The 20,678-nt window shown below is 57.4% G+C and carries 15 protein-coding genes and 4 tRNA genes; 15 read left to right on the top strand and 4 right to left on the bottom strand.

The window, feature by feature from the left end:
- The first annotated feature begins 391 nt into the window (after nt 1-391).
- From M0G74_RS18345 to M0G74_RS08105, 5 genes are read left to right on the top strand one after another with little or no spacing between them, the layout of a single operon-like run.
- Entirely contained in the window at nt 392-928 is a 537-nt protein-coding gene (locus tag M0G74_RS18345) for an elongation factor P hydroxylase (RefSeq protein WP_248216057.1), read from the top strand.
- Nucleotides 925-1,887, top strand: a complete 963-nt coding sequence (locus M0G74_RS08120; RefSeq protein WP_248216054.1) for a 5'-3' exonuclease H3TH domain-containing protein — start codon at nt 925-927, stop codon at nt 1,885-1,887. Before M0G74_RS18345 ends, M0G74_RS08120 begins: the two co-directional genes overlap by 4 nt.
- Nucleotides 1,884-3,053 (top strand): 4-phosphoerythronate dehydrogenase, encoded by a 1,170-nt coding sequence (locus tag M0G74_RS08115; RefSeq protein WP_248216053.1) that lies wholly within the window; start codon nt 1,884-1,886, stop codon nt 3,051-3,053. Before M0G74_RS08120 ends, M0G74_RS08115 begins: the two co-directional genes overlap by 4 nt.
- Nucleotides 3,050-4,246, top strand: a complete 1,197-nt coding sequence (locus M0G74_RS08110; protein ID WP_248216052.1) for an ATP-NAD kinase family protein — start codon at nt 3,050-3,052, stop codon at nt 4,244-4,246. Before M0G74_RS08115 ends, M0G74_RS08110 begins: the two co-directional genes overlap by 4 nt.
- A 56-nt stretch (nt 4,247-4,302) precedes the next feature.
- Nucleotides 4,303-5,247, top strand: coding sequence for a class I SAM-dependent methyltransferase (locus M0G74_RS08105; RefSeq protein WP_248216050.1), 945 nt, complete (start codon nt 4,303-4,305; stop codon nt 5,245-5,247).
- 196 nt (nt 5,248-5,443) lie between these two features.
- Here the strand turns inward: M0G74_RS08105 and M0G74_RS08100 are convergent, their stop codons facing one another.
- Entirely contained in the window at nt 5,444-5,839 is a 396-nt protein-coding gene (locus tag M0G74_RS08100; RefSeq protein ID WP_248216048.1) for a hypothetical protein, read from the bottom strand.
- Between the two features lie 14 nt (nt 5,840-5,853).
- The gene (locus M0G74_RS08095; RefSeq protein WP_248216047.1) at nt 5,854-7,068 is read right to left on the bottom strand and encodes a pyridoxal phosphate-dependent aminotransferase; all 1,215 of its coding nucleotides are present in this window, start codon (nt 7,066-7,068) and stop codon (nt 5,854-5,856) included.
- 285 nt (nt 7,069-7,353) lie between these two features.
- On the opposite strand from M0G74_RS08095, the gene msrB reads away from it, so the two are divergent.
- The 9 genes from msrB to queF all read left to right on the top strand — a co-directional run bounded on the left by msrB (nt 7,354) and on the right by queF (nt 12,037).
- Nucleotides 7,354-7,743 (top strand): peptide-methionine (R)-S-oxide reductase MsrB, encoded by a 390-nt coding sequence (gene msrB / locus M0G74_RS08090; protein ID WP_248216045.1) that lies wholly within the window; start codon nt 7,354-7,356, stop codon nt 7,741-7,743.
- Between the two features lie 73 nt (nt 7,744-7,816).
- Nucleotides 7,817-8,578: a DUF1499 domain-containing protein gene (locus M0G74_RS08085; protein ID WP_248216042.1), complete on the top strand. Its 762-nt coding sequence runs from the start codon at nt 7,817-7,819 to the stop codon at nt 8,576-8,578.
- Nucleotides 8,579-8,811: 233 nt separating this feature from the next.
- Nucleotides 8,812-8,887: transfer RNA gene (locus M0G74_RS08080), tRNA-Glu, on the top strand.
- Nucleotide 8,888: 1 nt separating this feature from the next.
- Nucleotides 8,889-8,964 (top strand) — tRNA-Gly (locus tag M0G74_RS08075).
- Between the two features lie 105 nt (nt 8,965-9,069).
- Nucleotides 9,070-9,145 (top strand) — tRNA-Glu (locus M0G74_RS08070).
- A 39-nt stretch (nt 9,146-9,184) separates the two neighbouring features.
- Nucleotides 9,185-9,260: transfer RNA gene (locus M0G74_RS08065), tRNA-Gly, on the top strand.
- 169 nt (nt 9,261-9,429) lie between these two features.
- Complete coding sequence (locus tag M0G74_RS08060) at nt 9,430-10,398, top strand: ABC transporter ATP-binding protein (RefSeq protein WP_248216040.1); 969 nt, start codon at nt 9,430-9,432, stop codon at nt 10,396-10,398.
- Entirely contained in the window at nt 10,395-11,168 is a 774-nt protein-coding gene (locus tag M0G74_RS08055; protein ID WP_248216037.1) for an ABC transporter permease, read from the top strand. Before M0G74_RS08060 ends, M0G74_RS08055 begins: the two co-directional genes overlap by 4 nt.
- A gap of 38 nt (nt 11,169-11,206) precedes the next feature.
- On the top strand, nt 11,207-12,037 hold the full coding sequence (queF, locus tag M0G74_RS08050; RefSeq protein WP_248216034.1) for an NADPH-dependent 7-cyano-7-deazaguanine reductase QueF: 831 nt from the start codon (nt 11,207-11,209) through the stop codon (nt 12,035-12,037).
- A 98-nt stretch (nt 12,038-12,135) separates the two neighbouring features.
- On the opposite strand, the gene M0G74_RS08045 is transcribed toward queF, so the two are convergent.
- Complete coding sequence (locus tag M0G74_RS08045) at nt 12,136-12,816, bottom strand: response regulator (RefSeq protein ID WP_248216031.1); 681 nt, start codon at nt 12,814-12,816, stop codon at nt 12,136-12,138.
- Between the two features lie 78 nt (nt 12,817-12,894).
- Nucleotides 12,895-14,328, bottom strand: coding sequence for an ATP-binding protein (locus M0G74_RS08040; RefSeq protein WP_248216029.1), 1,434 nt, complete (start codon nt 14,326-14,328; stop codon nt 12,895-12,897).
- Between the two features lie 366 nt (nt 14,329-14,694).
- Here M0G74_RS08040 and M0G74_RS08035 point away from each other — a divergent pair, with 366 nt between their 5' ends.
- The gene (locus tag M0G74_RS08035) at nt 14,695-20,631 is read left to right on the top strand and encodes a thrombospondin type 3 repeat-containing protein (protein WP_248216027.1); all 5,937 of its coding nucleotides are present in this window, start codon (nt 14,695-14,697) and stop codon (nt 20,629-20,631) included.
- The last annotated feature ends 47 nt before the right edge of the window (nt 20,632-20,678 follow it).

The raw sequence follows: 20,678 nt of genomic DNA, 5'->3' as shown, positions 1-20,678 counted from the left end.
GGTATCCCTATGATCAAAGGTATATTCTGATTCACGGAAATACAACCAGTGAACGGGTGTTCTTTGCCTTGATTTTCCTCCTTTTTTAGTCTGAATGAGGGGACACCGGGTGCGGTGGGGTGAAAACGGAGTAAATGGTGCGACCCCGGCTGCCCTTGATCGAGCTGGCCCCGCTGTTATAGTCCGCGCCAACCGAATCCCGGCAAGATCCCGGTGCTCAGCAACCGCGGTTCTCGCGCATGCCAAACCGCCCCTGGAGCCACTATTGTCGAACATCGCCTCGGCTGGCGCTTGTAAAGAAGCGCAGCAAGATTCATACCAGTTGTCGGGTGGCGCTGTGCTTAATGTTGCGCCTAACAGCCCTGCTGCGCGCCTGATTCACGCACATTCTGTGACTGAACGAATAGTCACCGTGTTTGACCAGTGCTTTGCGGCACCGGATGGTCTGAACACGCGCCTCAGGGGCGGGTTCGAGGAGCCCTATTACCGACCCGCGGACCAGGGCCTGGGGTTTCACCAGATTGAATTCACCCGCGATTATCCCGCCAGCGCCCTGCACGAGGCCGCCCACTGGTGCGTGGCAGGGGCCGAGCGGCGCCTGCTTGCTGACTACGGCTACTGGTACGCCCCGGACGGCCGCAGTGTCGCCCAGCAACAGGAGTTTGAGCGGGTGGAGGTTAAGCCCCAGGCGCTGGAGTGGATCTTCGCCCGGGCCTGCGGGATGCGCTTCCGGGTCAGTGCAGATAATCTCGATGCGGGCTTGGGTCCCAGTGAACGCTTCAAAGGCGCCATTTGGCAGCAGGTGCAACAATACTGCACCCAGGGGATAAACCCGCGCGCAACACTGTTTGCCCGCTCGCTGGCCGTTGTCTTCGAATGTGCCGATCCGTTGCAGCCCTCGGCTTATCGGCTGGAGGATTTGGTATGAGCGGGGGGATTGCGGATACTCGCGTCGGTATGGGCCAGGCCTATCTGGTGGATGCCTCGGTCTACATCTTTCGCTATTACTTTGCGTTGCCCCCCAACTGGGTGAGCCGATCGGGGTATACCACCGAGGCGGTGTACGGCTTCAGCAACTTCCTGCTCGATCTTCTGAGCCGCAAGCCGGCGCTTATCGCCTGCGCTTTCGACGAGTCCCTCGGCAACTGTTTCCGCAACGACATCTACCCCGATTACAAATGCAGCCGCGCATTGCCGGATGAAACACTGGCCTATCAGCTGGCCGCCTGCCGGGAAATGGCCGAGGCATTCGGTATTGCGAGCTTTTCCAGTGAGCGCTTTGAAGCGGACGATATCCTTGCGACCCTGACGGAAACCTGCGCGGACAGCGGCTTAACCCCAACCGTGATTACGCGGGACAAAGACCTGGGGCAACTCCTGGCGCGGGGCGCGGAAAGCCTGTGGGATTTTGCAGCGGATCAGCATCTGGACCAGGCCGCAATCCAGGAAAAGTTTGGTGTGCAGCCGGGGCAGATTGCCGACTATCTCGCTTTGGTTGGCGACAGCATTGACGATATCCCCGGAGTGCCCGGTGTTGGTGCCAAGACGGCCGCACGCCTGCTGGCCGAATTCGAGTCAGTGGAGGAGCTGATTGCCAATGTTGAGCAGATTGCCACCCTGAAAATTCGCGGTGCCACGGGCATTGCCGCGAAAATTGCCAGTCATGCGGATCAGATTCGCATGGCCCTGCGATTGGCCCAACTGGAATACCGGGTGCCACTCAATGCCGGTGTCCAAGATCTCGCCTGGCAGCCGCCGGAAGCGGCATTTGCACAGGCGTTGGCAGAAGAATTTGGCATTGGCGGGCTCTCACAAAAAATTCAGCGCACTTTGGCCGGTATTGGCCAGCCAAGCGCCGGAACCCGGACAAAAACGGAAATCGCATGATGGATACCTCTCCGCAGAAAGCGTCGCTGAATATTGTGGCGGATGAAAACATTCCGGGCCTTGAGGCGTGGTTTGCTGATCTGGGCGTCATCACCCGGGCGCCAGGGCGAACGCTGACCAAATCCCAGTTGGCAGAGGCCGATGTGCTGCTGGTGCGGTCGGTCACCCAGGTGGACGCTGCGCTGCTGGAAGGAACGCCTGTCCGCTTCGTCGGCAGTTGCACCATTGGCACCGATCACCTTGATACCGGGTGGTTGGAATCCCGGGGGATTCACTGGAGTGCGGCGCCGGGCTGCAATGCCAACTCCGTAGTGGAATATGTGTTCTGCGCACTGGCCGCCTTGGATGTTGATTGGCGGGAGCGCAGTTTCGGCATCGTCGGTTGTGGCAATGTGGGGGGGCTGTTACAGCAACGCCTCAAGGCACTGGGAATTCCCTGCAAGATCTACGACCCATGGCTGCCGGATAATCCCGATGCGGCCGAATTGGACGCGGTGCTGCAGCAGGATGTGATCTGCCTGCACGCGCCCCTGGTAAAAGACGGTCCGCACCCGAGCCTGCATATGATTGATGCAGACGCCTTGCGACGGATCAAACCGGGTGCAGTGCTGATCAGCGCGGGACGGGGCGCTGTAATCGAGAATCAGGCGCTGTTTGATCGGTTTTCTGAGGCCCAGAGCGGCGCGCATCTCGTGGATGAGAGGCCATTCACCGCCGTGCTGGACGTGTGGGAAAACGAGCCGGATATCCGCCTGGACCTGCTGCAAAAAGTAAACCTGGGCAGCCCGCACATTGCAGGCTACAGCCACGACGGCAAGCTGGCGGGCACTTCGATGATTCGTCAGGCCCTTAACAAGGCTCTGGAGCTTCCTCCGCTGTCAGAGGTGAAAGCCGAAGATCTCGCTCGGCAGCCGCTCGCAACCGGTGAGTCCGGGTTTGCCGCAATACGCGCGTTGCTGCTACAGATGTACGACCCGCGAGAAGATGACCGCCGATTGCGCGAGGCTGGCAGCGCTGCGCTCGCGGGTGGAACGCCCATGGCAGAGGCTTTCGATCGGCTGCGTAAGCAGTACCCGAAGCGCCTGGAGTTTTCCCACTATCGGCTTGAGGCGCCAAACCTGGACGCGGAAACACGGCAACAACTGGAAATACTGGGGCTCACGTGAAGCTGAAGAAACTCGGACTGATCATCAACCCCTGGGCCGGTGTTGGTGGCCCTGCAGGCCTCAAAGGCAGCGATGGTGCCGACACCGTCGATCGCGCGCTGGCCGCGGGTATACAGCCGCAATCGCACAAGCGTGCGGCCATCGCGCTCTCACAAATAGTGCCTTTTGCTGCAGAACTGGAAATTGTTGCCTTCGCGGGCGATATGGGTGAAGACCTGGCGCGGAAACTGGGCTTCCAGTGCACCCTGGTGGGTGGGGCCGCGGGTGAGCGCTCAACGCCAGAGGACAGTGAAGCAGCCGCGCTGGCTATTCGCGCGTCAGGGGCAGACCTGATTGTTTTTGTGGGCGGCGATGGTACCGCGCGAAATATGGTCAATGCGCTCGGAGATGGCTTCCCGGTGCTGGGCATTCCCGCGGGAGTAAAAATGCACTCTGCCTGCTTCGCCATTTCTCCCAAGGCCGGCGGTGAAGTGCTGCGGCGCCTGATGGCCGGGGAGCTGGTGGACCTGCACCAGCGGGAAGTGCGGGACATCGATGAAAACTCTTTCCGCGAAGGCCGGGTGAGTACACGCTATTACGGTGAGCTGCTGGTCCCGGAAGAGGGGCATTTTCTGCAGGCGGTCAAAAATGCAGGCCGCGAAGTCGAGGAGCTGGCAGTGGCCGACATTGCCGCCGGCATTGTCGAGGAAATCGCGGAGCTGGATCCGGATACGCTGTATGTCTTCGGCCCCGGTTCCACCACCCTGGCCGTGCTCGCGGAGCTGGGCGCGGAGGGAACCCTGCTGGGGGTGGATTTATGGCGAGACGGCAAATTGCTGGCGGCGGATGTGAATGCGCTACAGATACTGGCCGCAATTGAAGAGCATCGCCGGGCCTTCCAGGCGCCGGTGAAGATCATTCTCACCGCAATCGGCGGTCAGGGGCATCTGATCGGCCGCGGCAACCAGCAGCTGAGCCCATCGGTATTGAAAGCGGTCGGGCGTGAAAACCTGATGGTGGTGGCGACCAAAACCAAAATCACCGAACTGGGCGGGCGCCCGCTGCTGATTGATAGCGGGGAGCCGGAGCTGGATGAGGCCTGGAGTGGTTTTATCTGCGTGGTTACCGGCTATCGCGATGAGATTCTCTACCCGCTTTCCAGTGATGGCAGTGGGGAGTACCGCCCCGGGTCCGCCGGGTCTGAATCGCTCTGAGTCACTGTAAACAGAATTTAATGAGTGCACATGGCACCGAATACAGGCGAATAATTTTGGATTGGGAACCTCTGCTGCACCTGGTGCGCAGCAAACTGGAGCAGGACTCTGCGGAGTCCCGTACAGACAGCCACCGGCTGTTTCACGGTCGCGGCCACTGTTACCCGGGTTTCGACCGCGTCTGCGTGGACAGCTATCAACCGGCGCTACTGGTCACGCTGTTCGATCGATACGAGGATGAGGGCGGGCTGGTTACGCAGCTGTGGACACTCGCAGAGCCCTTCGGCTATCGGGGGCTGGCGGTGCAGCGGCGCTATGAGCAGCGTGCCCCGATCGTGTGGGAGGCGGGCGCGCCTGTTGAAGAGCTGTTTGCTCGTCGTGGCAACCTGCGTTTTCCGCTGACGTTTGATCGCCAGAACGTGGGCTTTTTCCTGGATATCGAACCCGGTCGCCGCTGGCTGGAGCAGCAGGTGCAGGCGAAAGCAGGGCAGGTGGAAAATCTGAAATTGCTGAACCTGTTTGCGTTCACCTGTGCGTTTTCCGTGGTGGCGCGAGCGGCCGGTGAGCTGGAAGTGTTGAATATTGACCTCAATAAAGGCGTGTTGAAGCGCGGGCAAATCAATCACCAGCTCAATCAGCTATCGACCAAGGGGATACGGTATCTGGCGAGGGATGCGCTTCGGGAGTTCAAGCGGTATGACCGCAGTGGGCCTTTTCAGCTGGCAGTGGTAGATCCGCCGACGCGGCAAAAAGGCGCGTTTGATGTGGAAACGAATTACGCCAAGCTGTTGGAAAAACTGCCGGCCTGTCTCGCCAACGAGGCCGATTTGCTGCTGGTACTAAATTCCCCGGCGCACACGGAGGCAGATTTCCGGGAAATGATCGCTGCCGCGAACTCGGGATATAAGGTGATTGAGCGGTTGCCACAGAATCCGGACTTCCCGGACAGTGATCCGAATGCGGCATTGAAGATGCTGCATGTGAGGTTCGAGCGCGCTTAATAGGGCTACGAAATAGGGCTACGAAGAGCTGGGCGTGAAGTGAAGGGCGAGTGCTGGGTATCGGTTTTCAAAAGCGTCAGCGACAGGGACGTCGCTGACGCAGCGTACAGGGATGTATTCACAGCGGTTTTGAAAACCGATACCCAGTGCTCGCCCGCCCCCGGGCCAGCTTTCGAAGTGTGCCAGAGTGCTTGGCTCAAGCATTGAGCTGCGCCATCAAATGAACCATCAATTCCTCAAGTTGCGGCGAAGACCCTCCTCGCACGACACGGTCCAACTTTTCTGCATTACTGACACCGTCCGCCCCCCGGCTCACCAGCAGCATAAAGCTGCGGTGGGAGAGGGTGGCTTCCTCCACCGCTTCCTGCCGCACCAGCTGGGAAAAATTGATATAGCCGCACTCCTTTAGCCAGGTCATGGCGCCCAGGCAGGCGAGGTGGCGGGGGGAGTGTAGGCCGAACTCATCGGGCGTATCCGGGCCGGCAATGTCTTCTACATAGATGGTCGCGGGGGCGGGAAATTGCTGGAAAAGTGCCAGCAGTATCCGCCCCGCGTCGCGGTAGAAATCGTGGATGTGCAAGTCGTCGAGCATTGAATTCCTGATCGTTAGCGAGTGTAGCGCTCGAGGAAGTTGCCCAGGCGCTCGATTGCGTGGGAAAGGTCGTCGGCTCTGGGCAGGAAGACAATGCGCAGGTGGTCTGGCGCATCCCAGTGGAAGGCGCTGCCCTGTACCAGCAGGATTTTTTCCTGGCGCAAAAACTCCAGAACAAATTTCTCGTCACTATCGATCTTGTGACGATCGAGATCAATGCGCGGGAACAGGTAAATGGCGCCTTCGGGCTTGGTGCAGCTGACACCGGGAATGTCGTTCAGCATCCGGTAGGCCAGGTCGCGCTGCTGACGCAGGCGGCCGCCGGGTAGCACCAGATCCTTGATGCTCTGGTAACCGCCGAGAGCCGTCTGTACCGCGAACATCGCCGGCACATTGCCGCACAGGCGCATGGACGAGAGGATATCCATTCCCTCGATAAAGCCCCGTGCCCGATGCTTGGCACCGCTTACGATCATCCAGCCGGAGCGGAAGCCCGCCAGGCGGTAGGACTTGGAGAGGCCGTTGAAGCTCAGGCACAGCACGTCTTCGGCCAGGGTGGCCATAGGGGTGAAGACGGCATCGTCGTAGAGGATTTTGCTGTAGATCTCGTCGGCAAAAATGACCAGGTTGTGCTGGCGCGCAACTTCGACGATCTGCTCCAGCAGTGCTTTCGGGTAAACCGCCCCGGTGGGATTGTTTGGGTTGATGACAACAATGCCGCGGGTGCGTGGGGTGATCTTGGATTTGATGTCGTCGATATCCGGCAACCAGCCCGCCTGTTCATCGCAGCGGTAGAGCACTGGCTTGGCGCCGGTGAGATTGGTGGCTGCCATCCACAGCGGGTAGTTGGGCATCGGCAACAGCATTTCGTCGCCGTTGTTCAGCAGTGCCTGGGTGGACATGGAAATCAGCTCGGAGACGCCGTTACCCAGGTAGATATCGTCGATATCCACGCCCGGCACGCCGAGGTTCTGGCACTCGTGCACAATCGCTTTGCGGGCGGCAAACAGGCCCTTGGATTCCACATAGCCCTGCGCTTGGGACAGGTTGTAAATCACGTCCTGCAGGATTTCATCTGGTGCGTCAAAGCCGAAGGGGGCCGGATTGCCGATATTCAGCTTCATGATCCGGTGGCCTTCTTCCTCCATTCGGGTTGCCTGCTCCATTACCGGGCCGCGGATTTCGTAGCAGACACCGTGGAGTTTCTCTGACTTGTGAATATCCTTCATCGTTGCGTACTTCTACTGGCGTCTTCAGGGGGTAAAGGTGGCGTCATGCTTTGGACGCCTTGCTGAAGACAAACTTATGGGCAAATTCTTCTAACTGGCGCATTGCAATGAGTAAGCTTTGCTATCAGTTGTGGAATCGGGTTAGCTTCCGGGCTCGCGGTTGCCTGAACCGGGCGCGGTCGTTTCTGGCACCGGGGATACTCAAAGGTGCTGCCGCTAAGTGTTGGGCCGGGCAGGGTAATGCCGCTGGATACTGACTTAATCTGGCGAAAAAGGAGTCACAGTATGTCAAAAGAAAAAGACGATAACTACTGGCGCGAGCGCCTGACGGAAGAAGAATTTCATGTCTGCCGGGAGGGCGGAACCGAGCGCCCCTTCACCGGTGAATACTGGGCCACTTTCGAGGATGGCAAATACCTCTGCCGCTGCTGCGGTGAAGTGTTGTTCGCGTCGGAGTCCAAGTTTGAGTCCAGCTGTGGCTGGCCGAGTTTTGATGCCGCTGCCGGGGCGGGCGCCGTGGAAGAGCGCCCGGATCACAGTCTTGGCATGGTGCGAACAGAAATCCTGTGTGCCAGCTGTGGCAGTCACCTGGGGCACGTATTCCCCGATGGCCCAACGGATACGGGGCTGCGCTATTGTGTTAATTCACTGTCGGTAAAACACGACCCGGACTGACTGTTCGGTTTAACAGGCCGAAGACTGCCTGGATGACTGCTCGAACGACTGCCCGTGCCACTGGAGGAAGCAAATGATTCGATCAGGCCGCAAGCGCCATTCGAGCCGCTGGCTCTATCGCATTCAGTGGCTGCTGCTCGCGGTCATTGCCCTGGCGGTTGCCGCCGTCAGGCTCGGGTTGCTGCACTATTTGACGGCCTTTGAGGTGTTCAAGTACGCCGGGCTGGCGGCGGTAGCGGTGGCACTGGGGTCCATCCTGGTGTTTATCTGGGGCCTGGTAACGCGGCACCCGGAGGCCCGCCGTGCGGCGCTCTGGGCGACGATCCTGGGGGCTATACCCGTGGCCATCCCGCTCTTGCTGGTGGGAGAGCACAATTTTCGTGCGCCTGCCATTCACGATATCTCCACGGATATGAAGGAACCTCCGGCATTTGAGGCCATCCTGTCCCTGCGTGGACCGGGCGACAACAGTGCGGAGTACGCCGGCGAAGCGGTCGCCAGCCAGCAGCGCAATTCGCCGCTTTACGAGGATATCCAGCCGTTGCAGCTTAATTTGAGCGTGCCTGAGGCAACCGAGCTGGCGGCGGAGGTAGCGCAGAAGCTCGGCTGGCGGGTGGTGGCAAAAAGCCCCAACAAAGGGCGCCTGGAAGCGGTGGCGCGCACGCCGGTACTCGGGTTTACCGAAGATGTGGTCGTCAGGGTCCAGAAAGAGGGGCAGGGGGTTAAGGTGGACGTCCGTTCAGCTTCTCGTGCCCGGGCCGCGGATCTCGGCAGCAATGGCCAGCGAATCCGTGTTTTTCTGAAGAAGATGAAGAAGCGCGCGGAGCGCCAGTGATCACCCGGTTATATACTGGCACGCCGATCTTCATCCGGCACCTGCCTGTGGATTGACCAGTTTGTCGCGCTCTGTTGCGGGGTTTCGGTAAGTGTCTGTATGCAAAGGAAAAATTCTTAAATTTTTTTACATCGAAGTGTTGACAGCCCCCGGGGGTCTCCATAGAATGCGCCCCACTTCGACGCACTACGCACTTGCCGAAACGCAGTGAGGAACGCCAAGAAGGATTCTGGGTCCCCATCGTCTAGAGGCCTAGGACACCGCCCTTTCACGGCGGTAACAGGGGTTCGACTCCCCTTGGGGATGCCACGCGGGAATAGCTCAGTTGGTAGAGCGCAACCTTGCCAAGGTTGAGGTCGCCGGTTCGAACCCGGTTTCCCGCTCCAATTTCTTGTTCGCCGGCAATAGCGGGTGAGCAGGCAAGGCGGAAATATCGCAAGATTGACTCCGGATTGCCAAACCCAATCTCACAGAGGTTGGGAATGTTCTATGTCCCCATCGTCTAGAGGCCTAGGACACCGCCCTTTCACGGCGGTAACAGGGGTTCGACTCCCCTTGGGGATGCCATTTCGCTGGGGTCGCGACTGCGACCCCGGGACAGAAAAGGCGGGAATAGCTCAGTTGGTAGAGCGCAACCTTGCCAAGGTTGAGGTCGCCGGTTCGAACCCGGTTTCCCGCTCCAATTTTTAAAGCCGCTCAATGAGCGGCTTTTTTTTGCCTGTTTTTTGGCGCAGATGATTCCCTCCGTCCCGCATTGGCGGAAAGTCGCCGGATTGCCGGTTGAATTGTCGGGCTCCGGGGCGTTGAATAACGCTCCCGCAATGACTTTACCCGGAGTGATGACTCCCGGAATGACACAGTTGGTAAATATGACGACTGCCGCACTCTCCATACGTGACCTCCAGAAAACCTACGACAACGGCTTTGAGGCGCTCAAGGGCATCAGCTTTGATGTGCAGCCTGGTGACTTCTTTGCACTGCTCGGGCCTAACGGCGCGGGCAAATCCACTACCATCGGTATTCTGTGTTCGCTGGTCCGCAAAACCGGCGGCAGCGTGTCGATTTTCGGCATTGATATCGATCAGAACTTCCCCGCGGCCAAACAGATGTTGGGTGTAGTGCCTCAGGAGTTCAATTTCAGCCAGTTTGAGAAGGTGTTCGATATCGTCTGCACCCAGGGCGGCTTTTACGGTATGCCGCGCAAACTGGCAGAAGAGCGCACCGAGAAATACCTGCGCAAACTGGGGCTCTGGGACAAGCGCACTACCCAGGCGCGTATGCTGTCTGGCGGTATGAAACGCCGCCTGATGATTGCCCGGGCGTTACTGCACGAGCCCAAACTGTTGATTCTCGATGAGCCCACCGCCGGGGTGGATATCGAGCTGCGCCGCTCTATGTGGGAGTTTTTGCAGGAGATCAACGCGCAGGGCACCACCATTATTCTCACCACCCATTACCTGGAAGAGGCGGAAAGCCTGTGCCGCAATATCGCCATTATCGATAAGGGCGATATTGTCGAAAACACCTCCATCAAGTCCCTGCTCAAAACCCTGAGCCGAGAGGTGTTTATTCTGGATACCCGTGACGTTTTGGCCTCAGCCCCCGATTTCGGTGACTTTGACGGGCGCCTGCTGGACGAGCACAGCCTGGAGGTAACCATTGAAAAGGGGCAGTCCTTGAGTGACCTGTTTACGCAGCTGAGTGCGCAGAATATTGCCGTGACCAGTATGCGCAACCGCGCCAATCGCCTGGAAGAATTGTTTGTATCACTGTTGGCTGACAACAAGCCGCAAGCCGAGGACGGGGAGGCCAAGCCATGAGCCCGCAATTAATCTGGACAGCCTTCTCGACCATTTTCCGGCGCGAGGTGCGGCGCTTCACCCGGATCTGGCCGCAGACCCTGGTGCCGCCGGTGATCACCATGTCTCTCTACTTTGTGATTTTCGGTTCGCTGATTGGCAAGCGTATCGGCGAGATGGGCGGCTATTCCTATATGGAGTTTGTGGTGCCCGGCCTGATCATGATGGCAGTCATCACCAACTCCTACGGCAACGTGGTCTCCTCATTTTACAGTGCCAAGTTTCAGCGCAGTGTTGAGGAGTTACTGGTATCACCCACACCTAACTGGGTGATCATGGCCGGCTATGTGCTGGGCGGTGTGGCACGGGGGCTGATTGTGGGGTTGATTGTCACCCTGATCGCAATGGTATTTACCTCGCTGCAGGTTCAGCATATTGGTATCACCATCCTGATCGTGTTCCTGACGTCGGTACTGTTTGCCCTGGCCGGTTTTATCAACGCGATTTTTGCCAACAGTTTTGATGATATTTCGATTATCCCGACCTTTGTGCTAACGCCGCTGACGTATCTCGGTGGGGTCTTTTATTCCATTGAGCTGCTGTCACCTTTCTGGCAGGCGTTGTCAAAGCTGAACCCTATTCTTTATATGGTGAATGCCTTCCGTTATGGCGTGCTCGGCGTGTCTGATATCAGTGTGGGCTGGGCCTTTGCCGGTGTACTGGTGTTTATTGCACTGCTGTCCGGGTGGGCACTGCACTTGATGCGCCACGGCAAACGGCTGCGTCATTGATCGATCGAATTGGATGCTTATCTACGCTGGATGAAGGTATGAACAGAGAAGACTGGCAGAACCTGCCGCTGGGGCAGGAGACCCGCTACGAGTCCAAATACAATCCTGCATTGCTGCACCCCATCCCGCGCGCTGTTTCCCGCGCGCAACTTGGGTTGGATGGGGAGGCCTTGCCGTTTAGTGGCGCCGATGAGTGGTGGGGGTTTGAGCTTTCCTGGTTAAACCTGAAAGGGGTTCCCCAGGTTGCTGTGGCCCGTTTCCGCTTTGCGGCATCCAGCCCCTTCATGATCGAATCCAAGTCTTTCAAGCTGTACCTGAATTCCCTCAACCAGAGCGAGTTTGAATCCCGGGAGGCGGTGTGCCGATTATTGGAGCAGGATCTGAGTACCGCAGCGGGCAGTGATGTGGCGGTAACTCTATTTGATGTGGAGAGCCCGGAGCTTGCGGTGCACGCGCCGGCGGGCACCTGTGTTGACCACCAGGATATTGAGGCCCGGCAATATCAGCCGGATGCCGGTCTCTTGAAGCTGGTGAATGACGGTGAAACCGTTGCAGAAACCCTCTATAGCCACCTGCTGAGAAGCAATTGCCCGGTTACAGGGCAGCCGGATTGGGCGACAGTAAGCATCGAGTATGCGGGGCCGGCCCTGGATCAGCAGGCGCTGCTTGCCTATATCATTTCATTCCGGGAGCATCAGGACTTTCACGAGCACTGCGTGGAGCGCATCTACTGCGATCTGCAGCAGCTGGCGGATTTTGAATACCTGACCGTTTGTGCCCGCTATACCCGTCGGGGAGGGTTGGATATCAACCCGTTGCGGACCTCTACCGGCGAGATTGTTTTCCCCGGGCGCTTTGCTCGCCAGTAATCGGCTGATTATTTTTTTGGCGCCGTCACATTCTTGGCGGCATATTGTTAGCGGCACATTCCTACCTCTCACCAGAGGGGGCGCGTTTCAGCAGCCGCTCAACCTTCCCACTTGTACCCCATTGCATAGATAGAATGTATTAAATCCAGTTCAGGCATAACGTTGGCGATTTTTTTGCGTATCGACTTTATGTGCGTGTCGATCGAGCGCTCGGTCACGTCCCGGTCATCACTGTAGGCAAGGTCCAGCAGTTGCGCGCGGGTGTAGATACGGCCTTTATTTTTGTAGAGCGGGCGCAGAATCCGGTACTCGGTTGCCGTCAGCTCCACTGGCTGTCCACGTAACAACAGGCGATTGTCATTTTCAGGGAGTTCCGCTTCCAGTGCCTGTTCTTCTTTGTCGGATTCGAACTGGATACGTCGCAATAGCGCCGACACCCGGGCCGCTACATTCTTCATGTTGAACGGCTTGCAGATATAGTCGTCTGCACCCAGCTCCAGCCCCAGCAGCTGATCCACTTCCTCGACGCGCGCGGTGAGCATGATGATCGGGACGGTGGAGTATTCGCGTATCGCGCGGCATACCGCCATTCCGTCCAGGCCGGGCAACATCACGTCCAGCAAAATCACATCGGCGCGATTGCTTTTCAGCCAGTCCATCACCAGGTCACCACGTTCCACCACAGAGCATTTGTGTCCCTGTGCCTGCAGAAAATTTTTCAGCAGGCGAGCCACTTTTGTTTCGTCTTCGACGATCAGTAAATTTGCCGATTCAGTCATGGTCCGTGGATCCCCGATTACTTTCCCTGTTGTTCATATGTTTTCTCTCTGCCTTTCTTGCTCTGTGTGCGAATACCTTCAGGTCGCCAGAGGCAGTCGGCAGGTGATCGCCAGGCCTCCAAGTTCACTGTGGTCCGCTTCGATAGTGCCGTCTTGCGCTTCGACAATATTTTTGCAGATGGATAAGCCGAGACCGGACCCTCCGGTTGCGCGGTTTCTGGATTCTTCTACTCGATAGAGGCGATCGAACAGTTTCGGCAGGCTCTCGGGGGGTACGCCGGGTGCGCTGTCTTGCCAGCGCACGACTAGCTGTCGCTCATTCTGCTGAAGGGATAGCGTTACTTTGCCACCAGGGTCGGTATAGCGTTGGCTATTTTGCAGGAGGTTATCCAGCAGCTGCCTCAGGCGACCTCTGTCGGCGAAGAGGTTGAGCTTGTGGTCAATCTCGAAGCTTGTGTCCAGTTGGAGAGCGTGGGGTTGCAGCTTGCCTGCGGCTTTTTGCGCATAGTCGCCAAAGAACTGCTTTGCGGATATCTGGGTGCGCTGGAAAGAGAGGCCGCCCATATCGGACTGGGCCAGGGTGCGCAGATCATTGATGAGGGTGTTGAGCTGATCAATCTCCTCGCCCATGGATTCGAGCATATCTTCCGATGAGCCCTGGATGCCGTATTGGGCCGACTCTACCTCGGCGCTCAGTACAGTAAGAGGTGTGCGCAGCTCGTGGGCCATATCGTTGATCCAGCACTGGCGTGCCTGCTGGTTCTTTTCCAGGGCATTGGCCAGAAAGTTGACATCTTCGGCGAGAACCGCGAGCTCATCATCACCGTAAATGCGGGCGCGCTGGCTGAAGTCACCACCGGCGAGCTTGTGCACCTTGTCGGACACTTCAGTTACCGGCCGCAATAGCCGTCGAGCGAGCAACAAAGCAACGCTCATGGCTACCAGTGCTGCCATGACGGCGCCAGCGAGCATGGTCCACAGGGCCGCCTTGGTAAATCCGGTGGTGACGGCTTTTCGCAGCTCTCTGCCAGCGGGGAAGCCCAGGTAGCCAACCAGTTCCCCCCGCGAGTAAATGGGAACCATGGGAAAGGATACGTCGGCAGGAAATGGTCCGCCTTCGTTGAGTACACGCCCGTTGGCGTCCAGTAGTCGGATATTTGGGAAGGGAGGAGGGCGGCGCGGCCCAGCTCTCATACCTGCTGGGCGGCCCGGTGACTCTTCTCTATTACCCTGAAAGCGAGTCGGAGGCCGGCTGGGCCCCTCACCCTGTACGGGAAACAGGCTGCGCAACCAGAGGTCGTTTGCCAGCAGTGTATGCCAACCGCCTCGTTGTTCATGGAGCCTGCCGACCCGGCTGGCGATACCCTGGAGGTGATTGTTATGCAGTTGTTCGCTGATGCCACCGAGGCCTGAGCGCACCGCGAAGTATCCGCTGGTGTAGATAACGGTTGCAGTAACAAGCCCCACAAGCAGAAAGGTAGCCACAAGTTTGTGGGAGATTTTTTTAAACATGGTCGTCCCTGCCATGGTCCCTGTCAAAGTAGTGCGCTATTTCACCCGTTCCCTGCCGGCAGCTCAAGTTTGATTGTTTCAGTTGCCTGAAAAACGCTTCAAAAACCAAAGAATCGTTTAAAAAATGCTCTTTCTCTGGCGGTTTCAGGTGTTGCTCACCGAAAACATTTGGTTCTGGTTTGGTGTGAGTCTGTGATTCCTCAATTTTTTCTCACATTTGTTCGTTAGTTTTTGAGGGGATTGAACCTCAACTTACGTATGTATCTATTGTGCCCGGAGAGTAATGAGCAATATCAGGCTCTCCTGTTTATCTGCTACGCGTAAAAACTAGATAGAAGCAACACCAAAACAATGAGCTATTGGCCAATGTCGTTGAAACATGTGATTACCGGAAAGTTTGTTCTCAAGGGAATGCTCGCGGCTGCTTTTTTACTGTCGCTGGGGCAGGCCCAGGCTGAAAGTGGCCGCTCGGACTATGACCTGGATAACGATGGTCTGATCGAGATCAACGACCTGGCGGATCTCTACGAAATCCGCGATCACCTCGATGGAACTAAGCTCTACAACAGTAGTAGTGGCTGTCCCGCTTCTGGCTGTAATGGCTTTGAGTTGACGACGGATCTGGATTTCGACACCAGTGGTGATGGCAGCATTACCAATAAAGACAGTTACTGGAACAGCGGCAGCGGCTGGGAGCCGATCGGCAGTCAGGCCAGCCCCTTCACCGCAACCTTTGATGGCAACGGTTACACCATAAAAAACCTTTTTATCAACCGCGGCAGCACCAATGCTGTGGGCCTGTTTGCGTCGATCAATGGCGCTACTCTGCGCAATATCCATGTTACCGGCAGTGTGACCGGTAACTATTTTACCGGTGCTCTCTTTGGATTTTCCCAGGTTGATTCGACACTGAGCGACTGTAGTTTCAGTGGCAGTGTCAGCGGTAGTAGCCTTGTCGGTGGTTTGGCCGGGGTGGCCTGGTTAAGCAGTGCAGACAGTTGCTCGGTGGATGCGACCGTAACCTCCTCTGGTAGTGCCGGTGGCCTCTTCGGCCAGTGGAACTATGCGGGAGGTACGCTGGATAGCGGTGTATTTACCGGTAGTGTTTCCGGCGGCAGCAGCAATCTCGGCGGCCTTGTGGGCTGGTCGACCTCAGTTACATTGAGCGATAGCTATGTCGATGCCACGATTACCACAACTGGTGATAACGCCGGGGCACTGATCGGCTATTTGGCATCCTCCTCCGGTAGCCAGATCGATCGAACTTTTGCGCGCGGCAGTGTGTCCGGTGGCAATCACTCGGGCGGTCTGATCGGCTACGTTGCCGACGCCCTGACACTGCGGGACAGCTATGCCGGTAACAGTGTGTCCGGGGGCCAGTATGTAGGTGGCCTGATGGGCGGTCTCTACGCCGATGCCACCATGCAGCGTCTTTACGCCCGCGGCAGCGTATCCGGTAGCAGTGATTCGGGCGGTTTGGTGGGCTACACCGATTCCTTAATCAGCGTGACCCGAATCTACTGGGACACGGAAACAACGGGGCAAAGTAGCAGCGCTGGTGATTACGGTTCTGGCCTCACGTCGTCGGAACTGAAGTGCCCGACGTCACCGGGGGATGGCACCTGTGGGACATCGGTCTACTCCGGCTGGTCCACCGGCCGCTGGGATTTCGGCAGCAGCAGCCAGTATCCGGTATCGATCATTGGCGGCCTGACCTTTCGCGACACCGATGGTGATGGCGAATACGATCCATACGATAGCGACATCGATGGCGATGATGTGGAAAACGACAGTGATGCGTTTCCCTATGACGATACCGAGTCCGCAGACAACGATGGTGACGGCATCGGTGACAACGCCGATACCGATGATGACAACGACGGTGTAGAGGATGCGTCTGATGCTTTCCCGTTCGATGAGACGGAATCTAGCGACCATGATGGCGATGGCACCGGTGACAATGCCGATACCGATGACGACAACGACGGCGTTGAAGATGCGCTGGATGCTTTCCCGTTTGATGAGACAGAAAGCGCCGACAATGACGGCGATGGTACCGGTGACAACGCGGATACCGACGACGACAACGATGGCGTAGAAGATGCGCTGGATGCCTTTCCCTTCGACGAAACAGAAAACGCCGACAATGACAGCGACGGTACCGGCGACAATGCGGATACCGACGATGACAACGACGGTGTCGATGACACGTCCGACGCTTTCCCCTTTGATGAAACCGAATCGGCGGATGCCGATGGCGATGGCACTGGTGATAATGCGGATACCGACGACGATAACGACGGCGTAGAAGATGCGCTGGATGCCTTCCCGTACAACCCCACTGAATCTGTCGACAGTGATGGCGATGGCATTGGCGACAACGCCGATAGCGATGATGATAACGATGGAGTCGAGGATACCTCCGACGCCTTCCCCTATGACGATTCCGAAACGTCAGATAACGACGGTGATGGCATAGGTGACAATGCCGACACCGACGACGACAACGACGGCGTTGAAGATGCGCTGGATGCCTTTCCCTTCGATGAAACCGAAAGCGCCGATAACGACAGCGACGGTACCGGTGACAACGCCGATACCGATGACGATAACGACGGCGTAGAAGATACCAGTGATGTCTTCCCCTACGACGCGACGGAATCTAGCGACCATGATGGCGATGGCACCGGTGACAATGCCGACACCGACGACGACAACGACGGCGTTGAAGATGCGCTGGATGCTTTCCCTTTCGATGAAACTGAAAGCGCCGACAATGACAGCGACGGTACCGGTGACAATGCCGATACCGATGACGATAACGACGGCGTGGAAGATGCCAGTGATGCCTTCCCCTACGATGCATCCGAGACTGCCGACAATGATGGCGATGGCACCGGTGACAATGCCGATAGCGATGACGATAACGACGGGGTAGAGGACGCGTCCGATGCGTTCCCCTACGACGAAACCGAAACCAGCGACAGCGATAGCGATGGTACCGGCGATAACACGGATGTGGACGTCGACGGTGATGGCCTGATCGAAATCGGCTCGCTCGAAGAGCTGGACAATATCCGTAACAACCTCACCGGTAGCGCCTACAACGACGGTAGCAGCGATAACCTCCTCGGCTGTGGCGATGGTGACACCGTCACTGCCTGTCGAGGCTATGAGCTGACCAGCAGCCTGGACTTCGATACCAACACCGATGGCGTCATCGATGCTGGTGATAGCTACTGGAATGATGGTGCAGGATGGGAGCCTATCGGTACCGCCGACGACCGCTATTCCGCAGACTTCGACGGAAACGGCCACACCATTGCCAATCTCTACATTGATCGTGCGGAAACGAATGGTGTCGGTCTGTTTGGTGCGGCGGAAAACGCCGACATCCGCAATATCGGTTTGACCGGCGAACGGATGTCGATCACCGGAGGACAGGGTGTCGGTGGGTTGATTGGATCCGGTAGTCAGGTAGCGGTCACCGCCAGCTATGCCACAGGCTCCGTCAGTGGTGAACAGTATGTGGGCGGTATCTTCGGCTCCAGTGAATCTGGCGGTATTACCGCGAGCTTCTTTACCGGCGATGTATTTTCCACAGACAGTGCCGGCGGCCTGGCCGGTCGTGCCTACGACTACGCAACCATTACGGGCAGCTTCGTCACTGGTTCCGTGACCTCCGATGGTAATGCCGGTGGTCTTGTTGGTGACAGTGCAAATCTGACCATCACCGCCAACTATGTCATCGCTCTTGTTTCTGGCGGTACCAGCGGCGCTTTGGTGGCCGACGACAACAGCGGTTCGGCTAACTCGTACATCGCTAATTACTGGGCAGACGTTACCGATACCGAGAGTGGATTCAGCCGCGCGATTTTGAAGTGCCCGGTTCTGGCTGACGACACTGCCTGTTCCGAGGATGCCAGTACCCTCTACAGTGGCTGGGCCGACCTTGAAGACGGCAGTGGTAACGATTACTGGGATTTCGGTGGTGACACACAGCTTCCGGGTTTGCTGCTGAATGGCGTCGTGTACCGGGATACCGATGGCGACGGATCACTGGATGGCGACGATGCCTACCCGGCGGATTTTGACAACGACGGTGTCGACGATTCGGTCGATGCCTTTCCGGAAGATGCATCGGAAACCGCCGATGCGGACGAAGATGGTGTGGGCGATAACACGGATGAATTCCCCAACGATCCTGAAGAAACCACAGATTCCGATAACGATGGTGTTGGTGACAACAGTGACGCCTTCCCGCAAGACCCCAATGAGTCTGTGGATACGGACAATGACGGTACCGGAGACAACAGCGATACCACACCTAGTGGTGACGATGCGGATAGTGACAACGATGGCATGAGCGACAGCTTTGAAGTGGAGTACGGCCTGGATATCAATGACCCGAGTGATGCCGAGGGTGACCTGGACGGAGATGGTGTCAGCAATCTCGATGAATATCTGGCAGACACTCGCGTCGACCAGGACGATGTCCCGCCGGTATTGAGCGTGCCTGGCGATATTGAAGTGGTGTCTAGCGGCGCAACGACATCAGTCGATATCGGTAGTGCGACGGCAGAAGATGCCAAAGACGGCAGTCTGGTCGCGACAGCGGATGACTACGGTCCCTTTGTTCCTGGCCGTCACACCATTACCTGGCGTGCGAGCGACGCCGCCGGTAACAGCGTAACGGCCGAGCAGATTGTCGACGTGATTCCGTTGGTAAGTATTGCCGCTGCGCAAACGTTGGAGGAGGGATCCACTGGAGTCATCGAGTTCAGCTTGAACGGCGCACCCGTTGAGTATCCGGTAACGGTAGCTTTTGTCATCAGTGGCAGTGCGGATAGCAGTGATCATGATCTGGTGTCCGGCGCCCTGGAAATTGACGCTGGCCTGACGGGTACTATGGCGTTCAGTACGGTGGCCGACACCAGCTTTGAGGGTGAAGAAAATATTGTTGTAACACTCGGTCACGCATCCAATGCGGCACTGGGTAGCAGCATTGAGCAAACGATTACCCTGACAGAAGATAATGTGGCACCTGCGGTTTCCATTGAGCTGGTGCAGGGCAATTATTCCGTGGCAACCGTTTTTGCCGATGGCGGAATGGCAACGGTTATTGCGGGTGTTGAGGATCCCAATCCGTCTGATAGCCACCGCTATACCTGGAGCAGCGATAACCTGGCGCCGACCAACGGTTACAACAGTGAAAGCTTCACTTTCGATCCCTCTGGGCTTTCTGGCCTGTTTACGGTGGCGCTTTCCGTGACGGATACCGCCGGTGCATCAGCCAGCACAACCCTGCTGTTCAGCATTCAGGAGGCGATGCCGCAATTGAGTGACAGCGCGGATTCTGACGGGGATGGTCTGAGCGATGCCGAAGAAGGATTTGGGGATGGTGACGGTGACCGGGTGCCGGACTATCTCGATGCAAATTCCACGGCAAATCTTCTACCCACAGATGGCCTCGGTTCCCTGATGGAGGGTGACAGCGGTACAACCCTGGTACTGGGTAATAGCGCCTATGTGGCTGGCTATGGCATCGCGCTGATCAGTCTGGATGACATTGACGGGCTGTATGCGGAAGGCCTGGCTGACACCAGTAATTATCAGTTCCTGCATGGTATTTTCGACTTCGAAATACGCGGGGTTGCAGCGGGAGCTAGTACCCGAGTAGTGCTGCCGCAAACCTCGGCGCTACTCGCCGATGCGCAGTACCTGAAGTACCAGCAGGGCATTGGGTGGGTAGCCTTTACTGAAGATACCGAAAACGCCATCGCCTCCGCACCGGGAGCGCTGGGTGTCTGCCCGGCACCGGGAAGCGAGGAATACGAGCCGGGGCTCAGTGAAGGTCACTATTGCGTACAGCTCACTATTGAAGATGGTGGCCCCAATGATGCCGATGGTACGGCCAATGGCATCGTTGTCGATCCGGGTGCGGTGGGTACCTTGAATACAGTTGCCCCTACGGTGACTGTCAGCGCGCTTCCCTTAAGCACTGCCAGCTTTACAGCGGGTGATGGGGAAAAAGTGGTACTCGCCTTTACGCTGGAGAGTGATTCCTCCGATGCCGAGGTGTCTGTGCTTTCATTCCAGACCAGTGGCGACCTGGAGGAGGGCGCTGATGTCAGCTCGGTGAAACTGTATCTGGACAGCAATAGCAATGGTCAAGCGGAAGCGGATGAGCTGCTGGTCAGCGGAAGTTATACCCGGGACGACGAGGCTTTGACATTCAACTTGCCGGAAGCCATCCAACTGCAGAGTGGTGAACGTCGATTCCTGTTGACCTATCAATTTTAGTGGGATTTCCAACCCCTTTGGGAAGTCAGTCCCCCAACTGGCTTCCT

This window comes from Microbulbifer sp. CAU 1566, from assembly GCF_023156515.1.
Taxonomy (GTDB): Bacteria; Pseudomonadota; Gammaproteobacteria; order Pseudomonadales; family Cellvibrionaceae; genus Microbulbifer.
Note: the sequence above shows the minus strand (reverse complement) of the source record. Positions and strands in the feature narration are given on the sequence as shown.

Coding starts and splice junctions, on each gene's coding strand:
- M0G74_RS08045 (WP_248216031.1), bottom strand. CDS start 12,816: ATGACTGAATCGGCAAATTTACTGATCGTCGAAGACGAAACAAAAGTG.
- M0G74_RS08115 (WP_248216053.1), top strand. CDS start 1,884: ATGATGGATACCTCTCCGCAGAAAGCGTCGCTGAATATTGTGGCGGAT.
- M0G74_RS08085 (WP_248216042.1), top strand. CDS start 7,817: ATGATTCGATCAGGCCGCAAGCGCCATTCGAGCCGCTGGCTCTATCGC.
- queF (WP_248216034.1), top strand. CDS start 11,207: ATGAACAGAGAAGACTGGCAGAACCTGCCGCTGGGGCAGGAGACCCGC.
- M0G74_RS08120 (WP_248216054.1), top strand. CDS start 925: ATGAGCGGGGGGATTGCGGATACTCGCGTCGGTATGGGCCAGGCCTAT.
- M0G74_RS08100 (WP_248216048.1), bottom strand. CDS start 5,839: ATGCTCGACGACTTGCACATCCACGATTTCTACCGCGACGCGGGGCGG.
- M0G74_RS08035 (WP_248216027.1), top strand. CDS start 14,695: ATGTCGTTGAAACATGTGATTACCGGAAAGTTTGTTCTCAAGGGAATG.
- M0G74_RS08095 (WP_248216047.1), bottom strand. CDS start 7,068: ATGAAGGATATTCACAAGTCAGAGAAACTCCACGGTGTCTGCTACGAA.
- M0G74_RS08060 (WP_248216040.1), top strand. CDS start 9,430: ATGACACAGTTGGTAAATATGACGACTGCCGCACTCTCCATACGTGAC.
- msrB (WP_248216045.1), top strand. CDS start 7,354: ATGTCAAAAGAAAAAGACGATAACTACTGGCGCGAGCGCCTGACGGAA.
- M0G74_RS08040 (WP_248216029.1), bottom strand. CDS start 14,328: ATGTTTAAAAAAATCTCCCACAAACTTGTGGCTACCTTTCTGCTTGTG.
- M0G74_RS08055 (WP_248216037.1), top strand. CDS start 10,395: ATGAGCCCGCAATTAATCTGGACAGCCTTCTCGACCATTTTCCGGCGC.